Here is a 14,660-nt window from a genome sequence, read left to right on the forward strand (position 1 = left end):
CCTGGCGAAGGCCCCAACCTGCCGCGAGCGGCTGGGTGGCCGCCTCAAGCCCCGAAGTTTTTCTGGATCGCCTTGTCGAGCGTCTCGCCGCCGATGAAACGCTGGCGCAATTCCCGCTTGAGCAGCTTGCCGGACGGATTCTTCGGCAGGCTGTCGACAAAGATCACGCGCTTGGGCACCTTGAAATGCGCCATCGATCCCGCACAATGCGTGATGACGGCATCCTCGTCGAGCTTCTCGCCGCTCTTAACCACGACAATCGCGGTTACGGCCTCGATCCAGTGCGGATCGGGCAGGCCCACGACGGCGACCTCGGAGATCGCCGGGATCTTGTAGATCATCTCCTCGACCTCGCGGCTGGCGACATTCTCGCCGCCGGACTTGATCATGTCCTTCACGCGGTCGACAACGGTGATGTAGCCCTCGGCATCGACGGTGGCGAGGTCGCCGGAGTGGAACCAGCCGCCAGCGAAAGCCGCCGCGGTCTTCACGGGATCGTTGTAATAGCCCGACAACAGATGCGGCGAGCGGTGTACGATTTCGCCGATCTCGCCGACGCCAACGTCCTCCATTGCCGTGTTGACGACGCGGGTCTCGACGTTGATGGCGGGTTTGCCGGCGGAGCCCGCCTTGCGGAGCTGGTCCTCGGGCGTCAGCACGGTCGCAAGCGGCGCGATCTCGGTCTGACCGTAAAAGTTCCAGAACTTGACGTTGGGCAGGCGGCGCTGGAGCTCGAGCAGCACCTCCACCGGCATGATCGAAGCGCCGTAATAGCCCTTTTGCAGCGACGACAGATCGCTCTTGTCGAAATTTGGCGAGCGCAGCATCGCGATCCAGATCGTCGGCGGCGCGAAGAAGCAGGTGATCCCGTGCGCCTGGATCAGCGCCAGAATGTTGTCTGCGGTCGGCTTGCCCGTGATCACGCCGGAGGCGCCGAGATAGACTTGCGGGCCGAGGAAGACGTCGAGCTGAGCGCAATGATAGAGCGGCAGCGCGTGCAGCACTTTATCGTCGGCGCTCATGCCGCCGTCGATGATGCAGCTCACATACTGCCACATCACGGCTTCATGGCTCAGCATCGCACCCTTGGGCAGGGATTCCGTGCCCGAGGTGTAAACAATCTGTGCGAGATCGCGGCTGTCGACGGAGGCCTCAAACAACGAGCTGTCGGCATCGAGAAGATCGTCGAAGCTGGTGAGGCCCGCCGGCTGCGCAGCGGGATCCTCGCCCGGCAACCAGATGAGCTTCTCCACCGCGCAGCCCTTACTGCTCGCGGCGCGTGCGGCCTCGACGAAATCGGGGCCGGTCGCGAGCAGCCTGGCGCCGGAGCTTTTCAGGATGAAATTGATCTCGTCGGGATTGAGCATGAAGTTGATCGGCACCAGCACCGCGCCGATCCGCGCTACCGCGAAGCGCAGCGCCGCAAAGGCATGCGAGTTGCGCGACAGCACGGCGAGACGGTCGCCCTTCCCGACGCCGAGGCCGGGTAGGCCACGCGCCAGTCGATTGCAGATCGCGTCCAGTTCGGCAAACGTCCAGCGCACCGCGCCGCAGCTCAAGGCTAGCTTGCTCGGCTCGCGGGCAGCCGAGCGGCGCAAGAGATCGCCAATCGAATGCTCGCGGGCTTTCGCGATCGTAACTCCGATATCTGCGTTCATCTCCCCTCCCTTGTGCTCGCTTCTGTCAGACCGTGTCCTGCTAGGGCAGCCCCACCGGCCTCGCGCTATCTTGCATATATTTTCCATATGGTCTAATTTGTATCAAGGGTCCGGGAGAGACCCCGCATGATCAGTCTAAGGGAGGATAAGCGGCATGATCGCCAGGATCGCAATCGTGGCCGCGGCCATGTTGGCCGTCAGCATTCAGGCAAAGGCCGACGACCGTCCGCTGAAGATCGGCTGGCTGATGAGCTATACCGGGCCGGGCGCCGCGGCCGGCGCCGCGTCCGATGCCGCGATCCAGGTGTTTTTCCGCAAGTTCGGCACTACGGTCGCCGGTCGCAGGATCGAGATCATCAAGCGCGACACGACGGGACCCGCACCTGACGTGGCCCGCCGCCTGGCCCAGGAGCTGATCGTCAGCGAGAATGTCGATTTCCTCGCAGGAATGGACTACACGCCCAACACAATGGCTGTTGCGCCGCTATCGACCAGCGCCAAGGTGCCCCTCCTCATCGTCAACTCGGCAACTTCGGGCATCCTCGCCAAGCATCCCTTCGCCGTTCGGTTCGGCTTCACGACCACCGAAATGGCGCAGCAGCTCGCGCTCTACGCCGCCAAGCAAAAGCTGAAATCCGTATATACGTTCGTGCATGAATACGAGCCGGGCCTCGATGCGGAGGCGATGTTCGTCCGTGAATACAAAGCGGCCGGCGGCGTGATTGCCGGATCTGTGCGGGCGCCGCTCAAGGCCACGGACTTCTCCGCCTATATCCAGCGCATCAAGGACGCGAACCCGGATGGCATCTTCGTGTTCATGGCTGCCGGCGAATTGACGCCGATCTTTCTCCGCCAGTTCAAGGAGGCAGGGCTGGATCCGGCCAAGATCATCGGCATCGGGGACATCACGGACGAATCGTCACTACCTGCCGCGGGCGAGGCCGCTCTCGGAGTTGTTACGGCCTTCCATTACACCCCGACGCATGATTCGGAGGTCAACCGAGAGTTCGCAGCCGCGTTCAACGCGGTCGCGCAGGGCCGGCCGCTCGGTTTCATACCGGTCGTCAGCTACGACGTCCTGCGTGCCATCTATACGGTCGTTGATGCGCAGAAGGGCGATCTCAATCCCGAGCGCACGATCGAGCTTCTGAAGCAAACAAGATTCGAAAGCCCGCGCGGCCCGATTGCGATCGACCCGTCGACCCGTGAGATCGTGCAGAACATCTACTTCCGAAGGGTCGAGAATCGGGACGGACAGATGGTCAATTTGGAGTTTGCGACCATTCCCGACGTCAAGGATCCTGGATCGGCGCGCTAGATCATGGTCGGCTTCGTCAACGTTCTGATCGGCGGCATCGCTTATGGGTTCGTGCTGTTTCTGATGGCTGGTGGCCTCTCCATCACGCTCGGGCTGATGGGCTTCGCCAATATGGCGCATGCGGCGCTGGCCATGGTTGGAGGCTACACGGCGGCATTGCTGATCGGCAAGGCCGGGTGGCCGTTCCTTGCGGCGGTGGCAGCGGCTGCCGCCATCGCGGCCGCCGTGGGTGCGATCCTCGAGCGCAGCCTTTTCCGGAGACTGTACGAGGCCTCGGAGCTGGAACAGGTCCTGCTGACGATCGGCGTCGTCTACGTGTCGATTGCCGCAGCCACCTATCTGGTCGGTCCAGAGCAGATGGCGATCGCGGTGCCTTCATGGCTGGACGGAAACGTCCGCATCGGCGCTGTCGAGGTCAGCCGCTACCGGCTTTTTCTGATCGGCTTCGGCACGGCACTTCTTCTGTCGCTGCTTGTTCTGATCGATCATACGAATTTTGGCGCCAGGATAAGGGCGGCCGTTTTCAACCGGCGGATGACGGCATCCTGCGGCATCGACGTCGCAAGACTGTACGCCCTCGCCTTCGCTCTCGGCTCCGCGCTTGCTGGACTAGGCGGCGCGCTCAGCGTGAAGCTCCTTGGCCTCGACCCGAACTTCCCCATCAAATTTCTGACGGAGTTGCTGATCGTGGTCAGCGTCGGCGGGCTCGGCTCCTTGCGCGGAACGTTTGCCGCCTGCCTCATGTTCGGGGTCCTTGACGTGGCCGGGAAATATCTGCTTCCGGAGATCGGCGCGTTTATCATCTATGCAACGGCGCTTTCCGTCCTGACGGTGCGCCCGCAAGGCCTAGCCGGCCGTCCGCAATGAGCGACATCACTCTCGACCTCGCGCGAACTGCGGTGCGCTTTCGCGCCAGATGGACCTTGGTCGAGCTGGTCTTTTGGATCGCTGCAGCGGCCTGCTATGTCCTCTTTCCCGGCAAGCTCGTCCTTCTCACACAGATCCTAATCGGCGGCCTGTTTGCGATGTCGCTCGATCTGTTGCTCGGCTATGGCGGGATTCCGTCCTTCGGACATGCCGCCTTTTTCGGACTCGGCGCCTACACGGCGGGATTGCTCGCTGCGCATGGCTGGGGCGAGCCGATCTCCGGCGTTCTTGCTGCCGGGCTCGTGACCGGCGCTCTCGGCTTCGCCTTCAGCACGCTGATTGCAAAAGTCCGCGGCGCCGCAGTGCTCATGGTGACGCTTTGCATCGGGCTTCTGCTCTATGAAGGCGCAAGCCGCCTGCCTTGGCTCACCGGCGGCGACAGCGGTCTCCAGGGAATCGAGATGTGGCCGCTGCTCGGGCTGTTCGAGTTCGATCTCTTCGGCCGAACCGCGTTCTGGTATGCCTATTGCAGCGCATTGACGCTTTATCTTGTCGCCCGGCGTTATGTCCACTCGCCGGAGGGTCTCGCGCTGCAGGCCATTCGCGAGAACCAGACCCGCGTTCCGATGCTCGGCGTCTCCATCACACGGCGCAAGATGATCGCTTTCACGATATCGGCGGCGAGGCGCGCTGCTGGCGCAGACCACACAGATCGTCGCACTGGAAACGTTGAGCTTCGAACGATCGGTGTCGGCCCTCGTCATGCTGATCGTCGGCGGAATTGGCACGCTTATCGGCGGCTTCATTGGGGCTGCCGCGTTCATCTGGATGCGCGACCTGCTGTCGACGGTCAATCCTGTATATTGGATGTTCTGGCTCGGCCTGGTGCTGATCGCGATCGTGTTGACGGCTAGAGGCGGCCTACTCGGCGTCGTGAGCCTGGTTCGGAGCAAGATCGTGCGCTGGAGGCGAGCGAGATGACGGTTGCCGCGCTCCAGACACGCGACCTTTGCAAGCAATTTGGCGCCTTGAAGGTCACCAATGCCGTCAGCCTCGTGCTAAAGGCAGGCGGTCGACATGCCCTGATCGGGCCGAACGGCGCCGGCAAGAGCACGCTGATCAACCTGCTCACCGGCGTGCTGGCCCCGAGCAGCGGCAGCATTCTGCTGGAGGGCGAGCCAATCGATCGATTGAGCACCGATCAGCGTGTCGCACGCGGATTGGGGCGGACTTTCCAGATTAACGCCCTGTTCCCGCATCTGACGCCGCTGGAATCGATCATGCTCGCGGTCGCCCGGCGCCGCGGACGGCTTGGCAGGCCTCTTCAGGCCTTACATCGGCAGCCCGACACCACGGACGAGGCGTATGAGTTGGCGCGTTCGGTCGGGCTTGACCGCGACTGCCTGCGGCGGACTGCCGAACTATCTTACGGTCGCCAGCGCCTTGTGGAGATTGCTCTCGCCCTCGCCGGCCGTCCCCGCGTGCTGCTGTTGGACGAGCCGGCGGCGGGAGTTCCCGCCGGCGAGAGCTTTGAGCTGATGCAGGCTATCGAATCCCTCCCCGATCAGATCGCCGTTCTCTTCATCGAGCACGACATGGATCTGGTCTTTCGTTTTGCCGACACGATCACCGTTCTCGTCGCCGGTTCGGTATTTCGCCAAGGCAAGCCCGGCGAGATCGCGACCGACCCGGAGGTGCGGCGGATTTATCTCGGAGATGACCGTGACTGAGCCGCTGCTCGAGGTCGACCAGCTCAACGTGGGCTATGGTGAAGGAATCGTCATCAGCGGACTGTCCTTCGCGATTGAGGCCGGCGGCTCTCTTGCGGTTCTGGGCCGAAACGGGGCCGGAAAATCAACCCTGATGCTCGCCCTTGCGGGTCATCTCACGCCCCGCTCGGGGCGAATTCGTTTTCGCGGCAACGAGATCGCCGACCTAGCGCCACACCGGCGATGCCGACTGGGCATCGGGTGGGTGCCGCAAGGCCGCGAGATATTCGCCCCCCTCACTGTCGAGGAGAACCTGCAGATTGCCGCGACGAACGGACCTTGGACAATCGAGCGCATCTTCGAGATGTTTCCAAGTCTGAAGGCACGTCGCACCAATTTCGGAGATCAGCTGTCGGGCGGCGAACAGCAGATGCTGGCGATCGGTCGAGCCCTGGTGACGAACCCGCGCTTGCTGCTGCTCGACGAGCCGCTCGAAGGCCTCGCCCCCGTCGTCGCGCAGGACGTCGCGCGCTGCATCACCGCGATCACCGAGACCGAGAGCATGGCGGTCATTCTGATCGAGCAGCACGCAGGCTTCGCGCTCAGGCTGGCGCGGCAGGCGATCATCCTGGAGCGCGGCATTGCCGTTCGCAACGGAGAAAGCAGCGCTATTGCGGCGGATCGCGGTGCCCTCGAACAATATGTCGGCATCCGCAAACCCGGTCGCGCCGCGTAGCCGAAGGCTTGCTCATTATACTGTCCATATGGTAGATTTAGCGTAATAATAATTTCCTGGGAGAACCACATGGCCTTTCGTTTCGATCCCGAGGAGCGGAACTTCGTGGACGACCCCTATCCCACCTACAAGGTGTTGCGCGACGACCATCCGGTCTATCTGCACGAAGGGAGCGGGTTCTACATCATCACGCGAAACGAGGACGTGGCGCGCATCCTCAACGACTACGAGGTCTTCTCTTCGGCGCGTGGCAATGCGCTGGTCGATTCACCCTTGCGGGTGGGCAGGACGCTCGGATCGACCGATCCGCCGCGTCATGACGAACTTCGCCGTGTGGTGATGAAGGGCTTCACGCCCGCGCGCATCGAATCCATGCTGCCCGCCATTCAGCGCGACGTCGATCGACTGCTGCACAAGTTCGGCACCCGTCGTGAGTGCGACTTCATGGCAGATATCAGCAGGCCCATCCTCTATGGCGCACTCGGGCGGATGCTCGGGTTGGACGGCGAAGCTGCGGACCGGGCGGCGGATTTGTCGCGGGACATCTTTCATACCGATACGGGACCGATGGGCCCGGCTGCGAGGCCGGGCTTGATGGAAGGGGTGTTTGAACTGCTCACCGAGCAGCTCGAGCGACGTCGCAAGGACCGCAGTGACGATCTGTTCTCGTTCCTGCTCGACGCACAGGAGGGGGGAGCACCACTTTCCGACGGCGAGATTCTGGGCAACATGTCGACCGTCCTGCTCGCGGGCAACGCGTCCATCGGGCATTATTTCTCTAACTTGATCTACGCGCTCTGGACCAATCCGGACGAGCGTCGCAAGTTGCAGGCCGATCCGGCCCTGCTGGATGCCGCCGTGAACGAAGGCGTTCGCTGGGATACGTCAACCCAGGCTTTCGGACGGCAGACCACGAAGGAGGTCAAGCTGCACGGAATCGCAATTCCGGCAGACAGCCGGCTCGTGGTCTGTTTCGCGGCCGCCAATCGCGACGAACGCGCTATCCCGGATCCGGACCGCTTTGACATCAGCCGGCCAAAGACCCGGCATTTTGGCTTCGGCTCCGGCCCCCATATCTGCCTTGGGGCGCCCGCAGCACGGGCCATGATGCGAACGGTCATGACCCCTCTGCTGCCGGCGCTCGGCGACTATGAGCTCGACGTCGCGAACGCCGAACGCGTCGCTCACATGATGGTACGCGGCTTTTACAAGCTGACGATCCGCTGGTGAACGAGGTGAGCGAGTTCGACCTCACCGGCAATGGGTTTCTCGATGACCCCTATCCGACCTATCGTCGCCTGCGCTCCGAATGTCCGGTCTATCATTGCCCTACCACAAAGCTCTGGTTCGTGAGCCGCTATGCGGATATCGCCTATGCACTGAACAATCCCGTCCTGCTCTCGTCCTCCGCCGGGAACGCCCTCAGCGATTCTCCGCTGCGCGTGGGCAAGACGCTCGGCTCGATCGACCCGCCACGGCATGACGAGCTTCGCCGGATCATCATGCGGGGACTGAGCCCGGCGCGTATCGAGCTGGTTCTGCCCTGGATCCGCGATACTCTCGCTAAGGGCCTGGAAGCGCTTGGCACCCGGCGCCGATGCGACTTTGTCGCCGAAGTGAGCCGCCCGGTGCTGTTCGGCGCGCTAGGCAGGATGCTGGGGCTGGGACCCGATTCGGCGCAGCGCGCAGCCGAGCTGTCGGAGCGTTTATTTCGCGGGAATTCCGGCCCCGCGGGGCCTGCGCTCTCCGAGGAAGAACGCGCCAAGGTCATTGCGCTGCTGTCCGAGGAGTTGGAACGCCGGCGTGTCGAACGTGGGGACGATCTCTTCTCGGTCCTGATCGCTGCTCAACAGGATGGAGCGCCCCTCACGGATACCGAGATCGTCGCAAACATGATGACCGTGCTCCTGGCCGGCAATGCCTCCATCGGCCACTTTCTACCCAACCTGGTCCATGCGCTCTGGCGCCACCCCGAGCAGCGATCGCGCATCCTGGCCGATCAGAGCTTGGTCGAAGCTACCATCGAAGAGGGTGTGCGCTGGGATACCTCGACACAGTGTTTCGCGCGGATCACTTCCAGCCCGGTCGCCCTCAGCGAAACCGACATTCCAGCAGGCAGCCGGGTGGTGTTGCTTTACGGCTCCGCCAATCGCGATGAGAGCGCAATTACAAATGCCGAGACCTTCAATGTCGACCGGGGCAAGGTTCGCCATTTCGGCTTCGGTTCGGGGCCGCATATTTGCCTCGGCGCCCCCGCGACACGCGCCATGCTCCGCACCATTCTGCCGAAAGTGCTGAGCACTTTCGGGGACTTCGAGATTGACCTCGCCCGCGCAGTTCGTGTTCGTCACCTGATGGTGCGCGGCTTCAGGAGCTTGCCGCTCGCTTGGTAACGCGTTTTGCGTCTTTGTTTCGCGGAGCGAGCTTACGCCGGCGAGGTTGCTCTGCCGGCTCGCGGAAAAACAGCGCGCAGCAGGTGCGGATGTGCTCATCAACGAATTTCTTTGAAAAAGGCGAGTGGCCCATCACCTGCTGGACCTCGGCCGAAAGCATGAAGATACGCGTTACCGCACCGATGAACAGATACTGGAGATGATAGGGATCGCCCTCGACGTAACGGTCTTGCTTTTGAGCCGCACGGATGAGCTTCGCGACGACGTTGAAATAGTTGCGGACCCGATCTTCGACTAGCCAGGTCAGCCGTTCGCTCTCGCGCTTTCCCTCGTGTGACATCAGCCAATGGAAGTTCGGATTGGCAGCGGCGAAGCGGATGAACTGCTCCTGGAGAACCCTGAGCTGTCCCACCTCGTCCTGCTTAGAGACGCCGGCAAGGTAGTCTTGGAAGTGCCGGCTGAAATTCACGCTCGTCGTTGATAGGACGGCGCGCCAAAGCCCGTCCTTGTTCTTGAAATGATAAGTCACGAGCGGATGCTGAACGCCGGCCTTGGCTGCAACCGTCCGTGTCGACGCTCCCTCAAAGCCACGCTCGGCGAATTCCTCGAAAGCGGCCTCCAGGATCCGTTCCCTTGTGTCGAGGGAACGCTGCTGGCGCCGGCGCTGATTCACGACCTCGTCGAGGGTTTCCTTGGTCAGATCCGTCGCCAAAACAGCTCCGCGTGGCATGCCATGTCCGCACGAAGCCTATCCGCCGGAGCGACCGGTTTGTCAACACCGCGCCCGACGCGCACAAGCGGAACACACAGACCGGAGCGACACAGGCGTGAACTCCGCCGGCAAGTCGCCTCGCCGGCGGCAGTCGCTCGCTGTGCCGGGAAATTTAGGACCAGACGGCGAAGCCGATACCCGTGCCTGTACCGGCCGGGGTCCTATAGCCTGGATAGTATTCCGTCCAGTCGTTGTCGAGATGCTCGGACATGCCCGCGACCATCACCCAATTCAGGAGTTCCGAAGAGCCGGAGTTCAACTCTCCCCTGGTCAGCGACTTGAGGACGGACACGTCCTTGCGCTTGATCGCATCGAGCACCTTGCGATCGAGCTTCTCGTCCACGACAAAATGGCTCAGGCCGCCGCTGGCCACCACGGCCACTCGGGCATCCAACTTCGACCGTGAAATGAGGCTCGCGATCGCCTGTCCGACGCCATAGGCGCGTCGTGCCGTCGGGGCATTGGGCGGAAAGTAGGTGTTCAGCAGGACCGGCAGAACCGGAATGGACTTTCCCTTGAACAGCCGCTCGATGATGAAGCCGTAGGCATGGCCGAATCCGGCCTTGTGCGGGTCATCCACCTTCGCTGCTGCTCCGATGTCCACGTCGTTCTCGATCAGACCATGGATCAGCTCGCGGGCGAGCTCTGGACAGCCCGGAAACGTATGGACTGCATCCATGGCATATCCCTTCATGACCGTGCCGATCCAATTCGGCGTCTGCGGCGTGAGATGGCGCTCATGCGTCAGGATCTCCTCTCCATAGAAGATGGAGATTGCGGGCATGTTGGATAGGCTGAACAATTCGGCCTGATCGTCCCCCACGATCAGCACGACGTCGGGTGCAACCTGCGCCAGGCGGTCGGCCATGTAATCCAGAGCCTTCTGCGATGCGGCCTCGATCTCCAGGAACTTCGCCTCGGTCGCCAGCGCCGCATAAGGAGCGCCGTTTTCGCGGGCGAGCTCGTCGTAGGACACATAGCGGCCATCGGAGAGATTGAGAGCTTTGTTCTTGAGATCGTCAGCCGCGCGCTCGCTCCAACGCTTTCCCTCCAGCGCGAGCATGGGGGTGTGCGACGCGGCGAGGCCGAGAACGATTTTCGCCATTGGACATTTCCTCTCTTTTAATTTTACCAGATGGACTATATTGCTACGAGCGATCGCGAATGGCAATCGCCTCGACGCAATTCCCAGGGCTTGCGACGGTCGCTTTTTAATTATACCATGTGGAAGATTTAGTGGTCGCAAGACCCGCGCTATCCATCCAGGGAGAAATGTCCGCATGATCATCGACGCCCACGCGCATCTCGTCGCGCCGCCGAGCTTCTACGCCCATCGCGGAAATCTCCAGGTCGCGCGCGGCCAATACGGCATCTATCACGCCAAGATCCCGGATGCAGAGCTTGAGAAATCAGCAGCCCAGAACGTGCAGATCATGGACGGCGTCGGCACCGACATCCAGGTTCTCTCACCCCGGCCTTTCATGATGCTGCATGGCGAGAACCGCTGGGACGACATCGTCAGCTGGGCGCAGGACAACAACGACATGATCGCACGCACGATCAAGTTGCACCCCAAGCGCTTCCGCGGCGTGGGCGGCCTGCCTCAAGCGACGGGCGTGCCGGTTGAAAAGATGTTCGACGAGATCAAGCGGTGCATCAACGATCTCGGCTTTCTGGGCGTGTTGATCAATCCCGATCCTTCGGAGGGGGCCGGCAAGTCGCCGCCGATGGGCGATTCCTATTGGTATCCCCTATACGAATTCCTCTGCGAGCACGATATCCCTGGTCACATCCACAGCTGCGCCTGCTGCGGCCGCGAAACGTATGACGAGCACTTCATCACGGAAGAGAGCCTTGCCATCACCTCGATCTCCCGGTCCGACGTGTTCAAGCGCTTTCCCAGCTTGAAGCTGCTGATCAGCCATGGCGGCGGCTCCGTGCCGTATCAAGTCGGTCGCTGGCGCTCGAATCGCCAAATGTTCGCCGCCGCCTCGGGGGCGAAGGCCGAGACTTTCGACGAGACGCTCAAGCGCTTCTGGTTCGATACGGTACTGCACTACAAGAAATCGCTGGAGCTGCTGTTCGACGTGGTCGGCGCCGATCGGTGCGTCTTCGGCACCGAGCGGCCGGGCAGCGGCGGCGGCATCGATCCAAATTCGGGCAAGCCCTATGACGACATCAGGCCGGTAATCGAATCGATCACCGAGATCAGCGAAGCTGACAAGAAGGGCATTTTCGAAGGCAACGCGCGCCGTCTGTTCGCGCGGCTTGACGTCTGACCGGTTGGGGAGGAGCAGCAATGACTGCACGCCGCAGCATCGAAATCGAAGGCTTCAGCCATGGCGCTCAGCCGATACCCGCAGCGTCTCGCGTCGGCAATATCGTCATGACCGGCGGTGTCTATGGGTTGGATCTCGCGGCAGGAAAGATTCCTGACGAGGTCGAGAAACAGGTTGAACTGATGTTCGACAATCTCAAGCGCATCATGGCGGCAGCCGGAGGTGCGATGGATCGCATCGTCAAGATGACGGTTTACGTCAAGGTTCCGGAAGCCCGACCGGCCGTCAACAAGCATTGGCTGGAAGCGTTCCCCGATGCAGCTTCGCGACCTGCACGGCATACATTCCAGAACGATCATCTGCCGGCCAACATGCTGGTCCAATGCGATGCCATGGCGGTTCTCGAGTGACCACCTCAACGACATCTGACATTGTCGCCAGACTGATGGAACTCGACACCTGCGCGGTGTCCGACGCGCTCGACAAGCTCAACTTGCCGGGCGCTGTCATCGGAGTCTCGGCCCTCACCGGCCCGACGCGAGTCGCCGGACGAGCCGTTACGACGAAGCTCGGCGCACCTCTGCCGAACCTCCCGAAACGCCACCTCGGCGCGGGAGCGGTGATGGCGGCAGAACGTGGCGACATCATCGTCGTCGAGCATCGCGGACGGACCGATGTGTCTGGCTGGGGCGGCCTGCTCAGCCTCGGCGCCGTCAAGAAGGGCGTTTCCGCTATTCTGATTGACGGCGCCTGCCGAGACCTTGATGAAAGTCGCGCGCTCGGGCTTCCGGTCTTTGCGCGCGCAGCCGTACCCGTGACCGCTCGCGGCCGGATCGCGGAGCATTCGTTCCAGGAGCCGATCACGTTCGGCAACGTCGCCGTCAAGCCGGGAGACTATGTCCTAGCCGATGGCAGCGGCGTGGTGTTCGTCGACCAACTCCGCGCCGAGGAGATCATCGCTACGGAGCCGAGGACATTTTTGGGCGCGAGCGGGCGATGGCGGCAGCCATCGATCGCGGCGAAGCGATCGGCAACGTCATGGCCGGGAACTACGAAGATATGCTGAAAGGGTAGCGCAGCAAATGACACAGGACGCGGCTGAAAACCTCAAGACATTCGGGGTGACGACCCTGTCAGATGCACTGGATCGACTGGGCATCGAGGGGCAGTGTCTCGGGATCATGCCGTTTGCGCGCTCGATGCGTCTTGCCGGCCCGGCCTTTACGATCCGAATGCTACCGACCGGCCAGAGCGGCGGTTCGGTCGGCGACTATATCGATGATGTGCAGCCCGGCCAGATCGTCGTCATCGACAATGACGGTCGCATGGACGCCACGGTCTGGGGCGACATTCTGACCCTGGTCGCCGACCGCCGCGGCATCGGCGGCACCGTCATTGACGGCGTCTGCCGCGATATCGACCGCAGCATCGAACTCGACTATCCGATCTATGCCCGGGCCAACACGATGCGGACTGGCAAGGATCGCGTCACTGCCGACGCCTACAATGTGACCGTGCAAATTGCCGGTATCCGCATCGCGCCTGGCGATTGGCTGGTCGGGGATGGCGACGGCGTGATCTGCATCCCGGCGAGCCGCGTCCAAGAGGTGATCGAAGTCGCCGGACAGATCGCAGCCGCAGAGGAGAAGATCCGCGAAGCCGTGCTGCGCGGCGATCGCCTCGACGAGACACGGAAGAAGTTGCGCTACCATGCGCTGCAAACGCGCGAGAGCGGCGCCAAGGCTTGAATTTAGAGACGCGTCTGCTCGGCAGACGATGGCTCGGCTTTGCGATTCACGCAGTTTCTGGCTTCAAGGAAGCTGCAGGCGGTCTAGAGGCCTGCCAATAGTGGAAATTAGCCCATGCATGTTGCGCATACCGGTCGTGGCAGCGGGCCTGCGCCGGGCGCGTGCCGGCAGGCGACTCGACAGGAGAGCGTCAATGCCTATTTCTGGCTCCGAATTTAACCTCCTGTTAGTAACGCTGTTAAGTCCCCAAGCATTTTAAGATGACGACCAGTCGATCCCTCCTAGGCTTTCAAAAAGTCACGGAGCGCGATTGATGAATGATCCCTTAATGACGTTGGGAGATGTGTACCGTCGGACGGTTCGCGACGTTGCGATCGGGCTTGTCTTAACTGTTCCGCTGGTTTGGCTAGCATACGCCTATCTGTTCGGACCGGAGGGCAACGTGAGCAGCCTTTATGCGACAGGTTGCGTCGCTCTGCTTGGTACGCTCGCCTCCATTGGAATTGGAGGCGCCATGAGCCTGCGCAGCAACCTGCTGCAGCAAAAGTTGATCGCGACCCAGGCCGAGCTCCTAAGACTTTCGAGAGTTGACCAACTCACCGGTCTCTTGAATCGAAGAGGATTTAACGAGGTTGCAGCCAAGGCTCTCGCAGAGGCATACGATCGTCACCTTCCCGCTATAGGCTTGATGATGGATATCGATCGGTTCAAGGGCATAAATGATCAATACGGTCATGATTTCGGTGATGCGGTGCTGGTTGAAATCGGGGACGTGCTCAAGTCGTTCGCGAAGGAGCATAGCCTCGTGATTGGCAGGCATGGAGGCGAAGAATTCGCGGCGCTGCTGTTGGGCGTATCTCCGAGCGATGCAGTTTTACTCGCTGAGCAGTTGCGGCAGGCTTGCGGGCAGAGAGAAGTTGCCCGAAATGGTGCCTTGACCAAGGTCACGGTTAGCATTGGGCTGGCGGTTTCCAAGGGAAGCGAGGGATTGTCGAAAGTACTTGGCCTTGCAGACGAAGCTTTGTATCGCGCCAAGCGTGCAGGGCGAGATCAGGTTTCGGTGCGCTATAGCGATACCATTGGCGTTTCCGCTTTGGGCTTCACCTAATCGTAGCAACCGCACTCTTTCTCCACGCGCGCGCAGCAGCCTCACTTGGCGCGAACTCCGAGACTCTAACTG

Annotated in this window: 15 protein-coding genes; 12 read left to right on the forward strand and 3 right to left on the reverse strand. The window is 61.8% G+C overall.

The window, feature by feature from the left end; all coding sequences use genetic code 11:
- Window positions 1-44 precede the first annotated feature (44 nt).
- Window positions 45-1,658: an acyl-CoA synthetase gene (locus tag XH90_RS34760; RefSeq protein WP_128930030.1), complete on the reverse strand. Its 1,614-nt coding sequence runs from the start codon at window positions 1,656-1,658 to the stop codon at window positions 45-47.
- A gap of 154 nt (window positions 1,659-1,812) precedes the next feature.
- Here XH90_RS34760 and XH90_RS34765 point away from each other — a divergent pair, with 154 nt between their 5' ends.
- The 7 genes from XH90_RS34765 to XH90_RS34795 all read left to right on the forward strand — a co-directional run bounded on the left by XH90_RS34765 (window position 1,813) and on the right by XH90_RS34795 (window position 8,681).
- Complete coding sequence (locus tag XH90_RS34765; RefSeq protein ID WP_128930029.1) at window positions 1,813-2,976, forward strand: ABC transporter substrate-binding protein; 1,164 nt, start codon at window positions 1,813-1,815, stop codon at window positions 2,974-2,976.
- 3 nt (window positions 2,977-2,979) lie between these two features.
- Window positions 2,980-3,843, forward strand: a complete 864-nt coding sequence (locus XH90_RS34770) for a branched-chain amino acid ABC transporter permease (protein ID WP_128930028.1) — start codon at window positions 2,980-2,982, stop codon at window positions 3,841-3,843.
- Window positions 3,840-4,757, forward strand: coding sequence for a branched-chain amino acid ABC transporter permease (locus XH90_RS34775; protein ID WP_128930027.1), 918 nt, complete (start codon window positions 3,840-3,842; stop codon window positions 4,755-4,757). Before XH90_RS34770 ends, XH90_RS34775 begins: the two co-directional genes overlap by 4 nt.
- Window positions 4,758-4,820: 63 nt before the next feature.
- Window positions 4,821-5,573, forward strand: a complete 753-nt coding sequence (locus tag XH90_RS34780) for an ABC transporter ATP-binding protein (protein ID WP_128930026.1) — start codon at window positions 4,821-4,823, stop codon at window positions 5,571-5,573.
- The gene (locus tag XH90_RS34785) at window positions 5,566-6,288 is read left to right on the forward strand and encodes an ABC transporter ATP-binding protein (protein WP_232995550.1); all 723 of its coding nucleotides are present in this window, start codon (window positions 5,566-5,568) and stop codon (window positions 6,286-6,288) included. Before XH90_RS34780 ends, XH90_RS34785 begins: the two co-directional genes overlap by 8 nt.
- Window positions 6,289-6,357: 69 nt before the next feature.
- Entirely contained in the window at window positions 6,358-7,518 is a 1,161-nt protein-coding gene (locus XH90_RS34790; protein WP_128930024.1) for a cytochrome P450, read from the forward strand.
- Window positions 7,515-8,681 (forward strand): cytochrome P450, encoded by a 1,167-nt coding sequence (locus XH90_RS34795; protein ID WP_128930023.1) that lies wholly within the window; start codon window positions 7,515-7,517, stop codon window positions 8,679-8,681. Before XH90_RS34790 ends, XH90_RS34795 begins: the two co-directional genes overlap by 4 nt.
- Here XH90_RS34795 and XH90_RS34800 read toward each other — a convergent pair.
- Both XH90_RS34800 and XH90_RS34805 read right to left on the reverse strand, forming a co-directional pair.
- Window positions 8,656-9,393: a TetR/AcrR family transcriptional regulator gene (locus XH90_RS34800; protein WP_164933590.1), complete on the reverse strand. Its 738-nt coding sequence runs from the start codon at window positions 9,391-9,393 to the stop codon at window positions 8,656-8,658. The two genes, XH90_RS34795 and XH90_RS34800, sit on opposite strands and share 26 nt — an antisense overlap.
- 172 nt (window positions 9,394-9,565) lie before the next feature.
- Window positions 9,566-10,516 (reverse strand): extradiol ring-cleavage dioxygenase, encoded by a 951-nt coding sequence (locus XH90_RS34805; protein ID WP_164933589.1) that lies wholly within the window; start codon window positions 10,514-10,516, stop codon window positions 9,566-9,568.
- Window positions 10,517-10,733: 217 nt separating this feature from the next.
- Between XH90_RS34805 and XH90_RS34810 the strand changes: the two genes are divergently transcribed.
- The 5 genes from XH90_RS34810 to XH90_RS34830 all read left to right on the forward strand — a co-directional run bounded on the left by XH90_RS34810 (window position 10,734) and on the right by XH90_RS34830 (window position 14,588).
- Entirely contained in the window at window positions 10,734-11,732 is a 999-nt protein-coding gene (locus XH90_RS34810) for an amidohydrolase family protein (RefSeq protein ID WP_128930020.1), read from the forward strand.
- 20 nt (window positions 11,733-11,752) lie between these two features.
- Window positions 11,753-12,142: a RidA family protein gene (locus tag XH90_RS34815; RefSeq protein ID WP_128930019.1), complete on the forward strand. Its 390-nt coding sequence runs from the start codon at window positions 11,753-11,755 to the stop codon at window positions 12,140-12,142.
- 35 nt (window positions 12,143-12,177) lie between these two features.
- Complete coding sequence (locus XH90_RS34820) at window positions 12,178-12,798, forward strand: RraA family protein (RefSeq protein ID WP_210326182.1); 621 nt, start codon at window positions 12,178-12,180, stop codon at window positions 12,796-12,798.
- Between the two features lie 16 nt (window positions 12,799-12,814).
- Window positions 12,815-13,480 carry an RraA family protein gene (locus tag XH90_RS34825; protein ID WP_128930018.1) on the forward strand — a complete coding sequence of 222 codons (666 nt, stop codon included), beginning with the start codon at window positions 12,815-12,817 and terminating at the stop codon, window positions 13,478-13,480.
- A gap of 313 nt (window positions 13,481-13,793) precedes the next feature.
- Entirely contained in the window at window positions 13,794-14,588 is a 795-nt protein-coding gene (locus XH90_RS34830; protein WP_128930017.1) for a GGDEF domain-containing protein, read from the forward strand.
- The last annotated feature ends 72 nt before the right edge of the window (window positions 14,589-14,660 follow it).

The sequence above is a fragment of the Bradyrhizobium sp. CCBAU 53338 genome, assembly GCF_015291665.1.
Classification (GTDB): domain Bacteria; phylum Pseudomonadota; class Alphaproteobacteria; order Rhizobiales; family Xanthobacteraceae; genus Bradyrhizobium.

Coding starts and splice junctions, on each gene's coding strand:
- XH90_RS34790 (WP_128930024.1), top strand. CDS start 6,358: ATGGCCTTTCGTTTCGATCCCGAGGAGCGGAACTTCGTGGACGACCCC.
- XH90_RS34830 (WP_128930017.1), top strand. CDS start 13,794: ATGAATGATCCCTTAATGACGTTGGGAGATGTGTACCGTCGGACGGTT.
- XH90_RS34815 (WP_128930019.1), top strand. CDS start 11,753: ATGACTGCACGCCGCAGCATCGAAATCGAAGGCTTCAGCCATGGCGCT.
- XH90_RS34760 (WP_128930030.1), bottom strand. CDS start 1,658: ATGAACGCAGATATCGGAGTTACGATCGCGAAAGCCCGCGAGCATTCG.
- XH90_RS34810 (WP_128930020.1), top strand. CDS start 10,734: ATGATCATCGACGCCCACGCGCATCTCGTCGCGCCGCCGAGCTTCTAC.
- XH90_RS34780 (WP_128930026.1), top strand. CDS start 4,821: ATGACGGTTGCCGCGCTCCAGACACGCGACCTTTGCAAGCAATTTGGC.
- XH90_RS34805 (WP_164933589.1), bottom strand. CDS start 10,516: ATGCTCGCGCTGGAGGGAAAGCGTTGGAGCGAGCGCGCGGCTGACGAT.
- XH90_RS34765 (WP_128930029.1), top strand. CDS start 1,813: ATGATCGCCAGGATCGCAATCGTGGCCGCGGCCATGTTGGCCGTCAGC.
- XH90_RS34825 (WP_128930018.1), top strand. CDS start 12,815: ATGACACAGGACGCGGCTGAAAACCTCAAGACATTCGGGGTGACGACC.
- XH90_RS34775 (WP_128930027.1), top strand. CDS start 3,840: ATGAGCGACATCACTCTCGACCTCGCGCGAACTGCGGTGCGCTTTCGC.
- XH90_RS34820 (WP_210326182.1), top strand. CDS start 12,178: ATGGAACTCGACACCTGCGCGGTGTCCGACGCGCTCGACAAGCTCAAC.
- XH90_RS34770 (WP_128930028.1), top strand. CDS start 2,980: ATGGTCGGCTTCGTCAACGTTCTGATCGGCGGCATCGCTTATGGGTTC.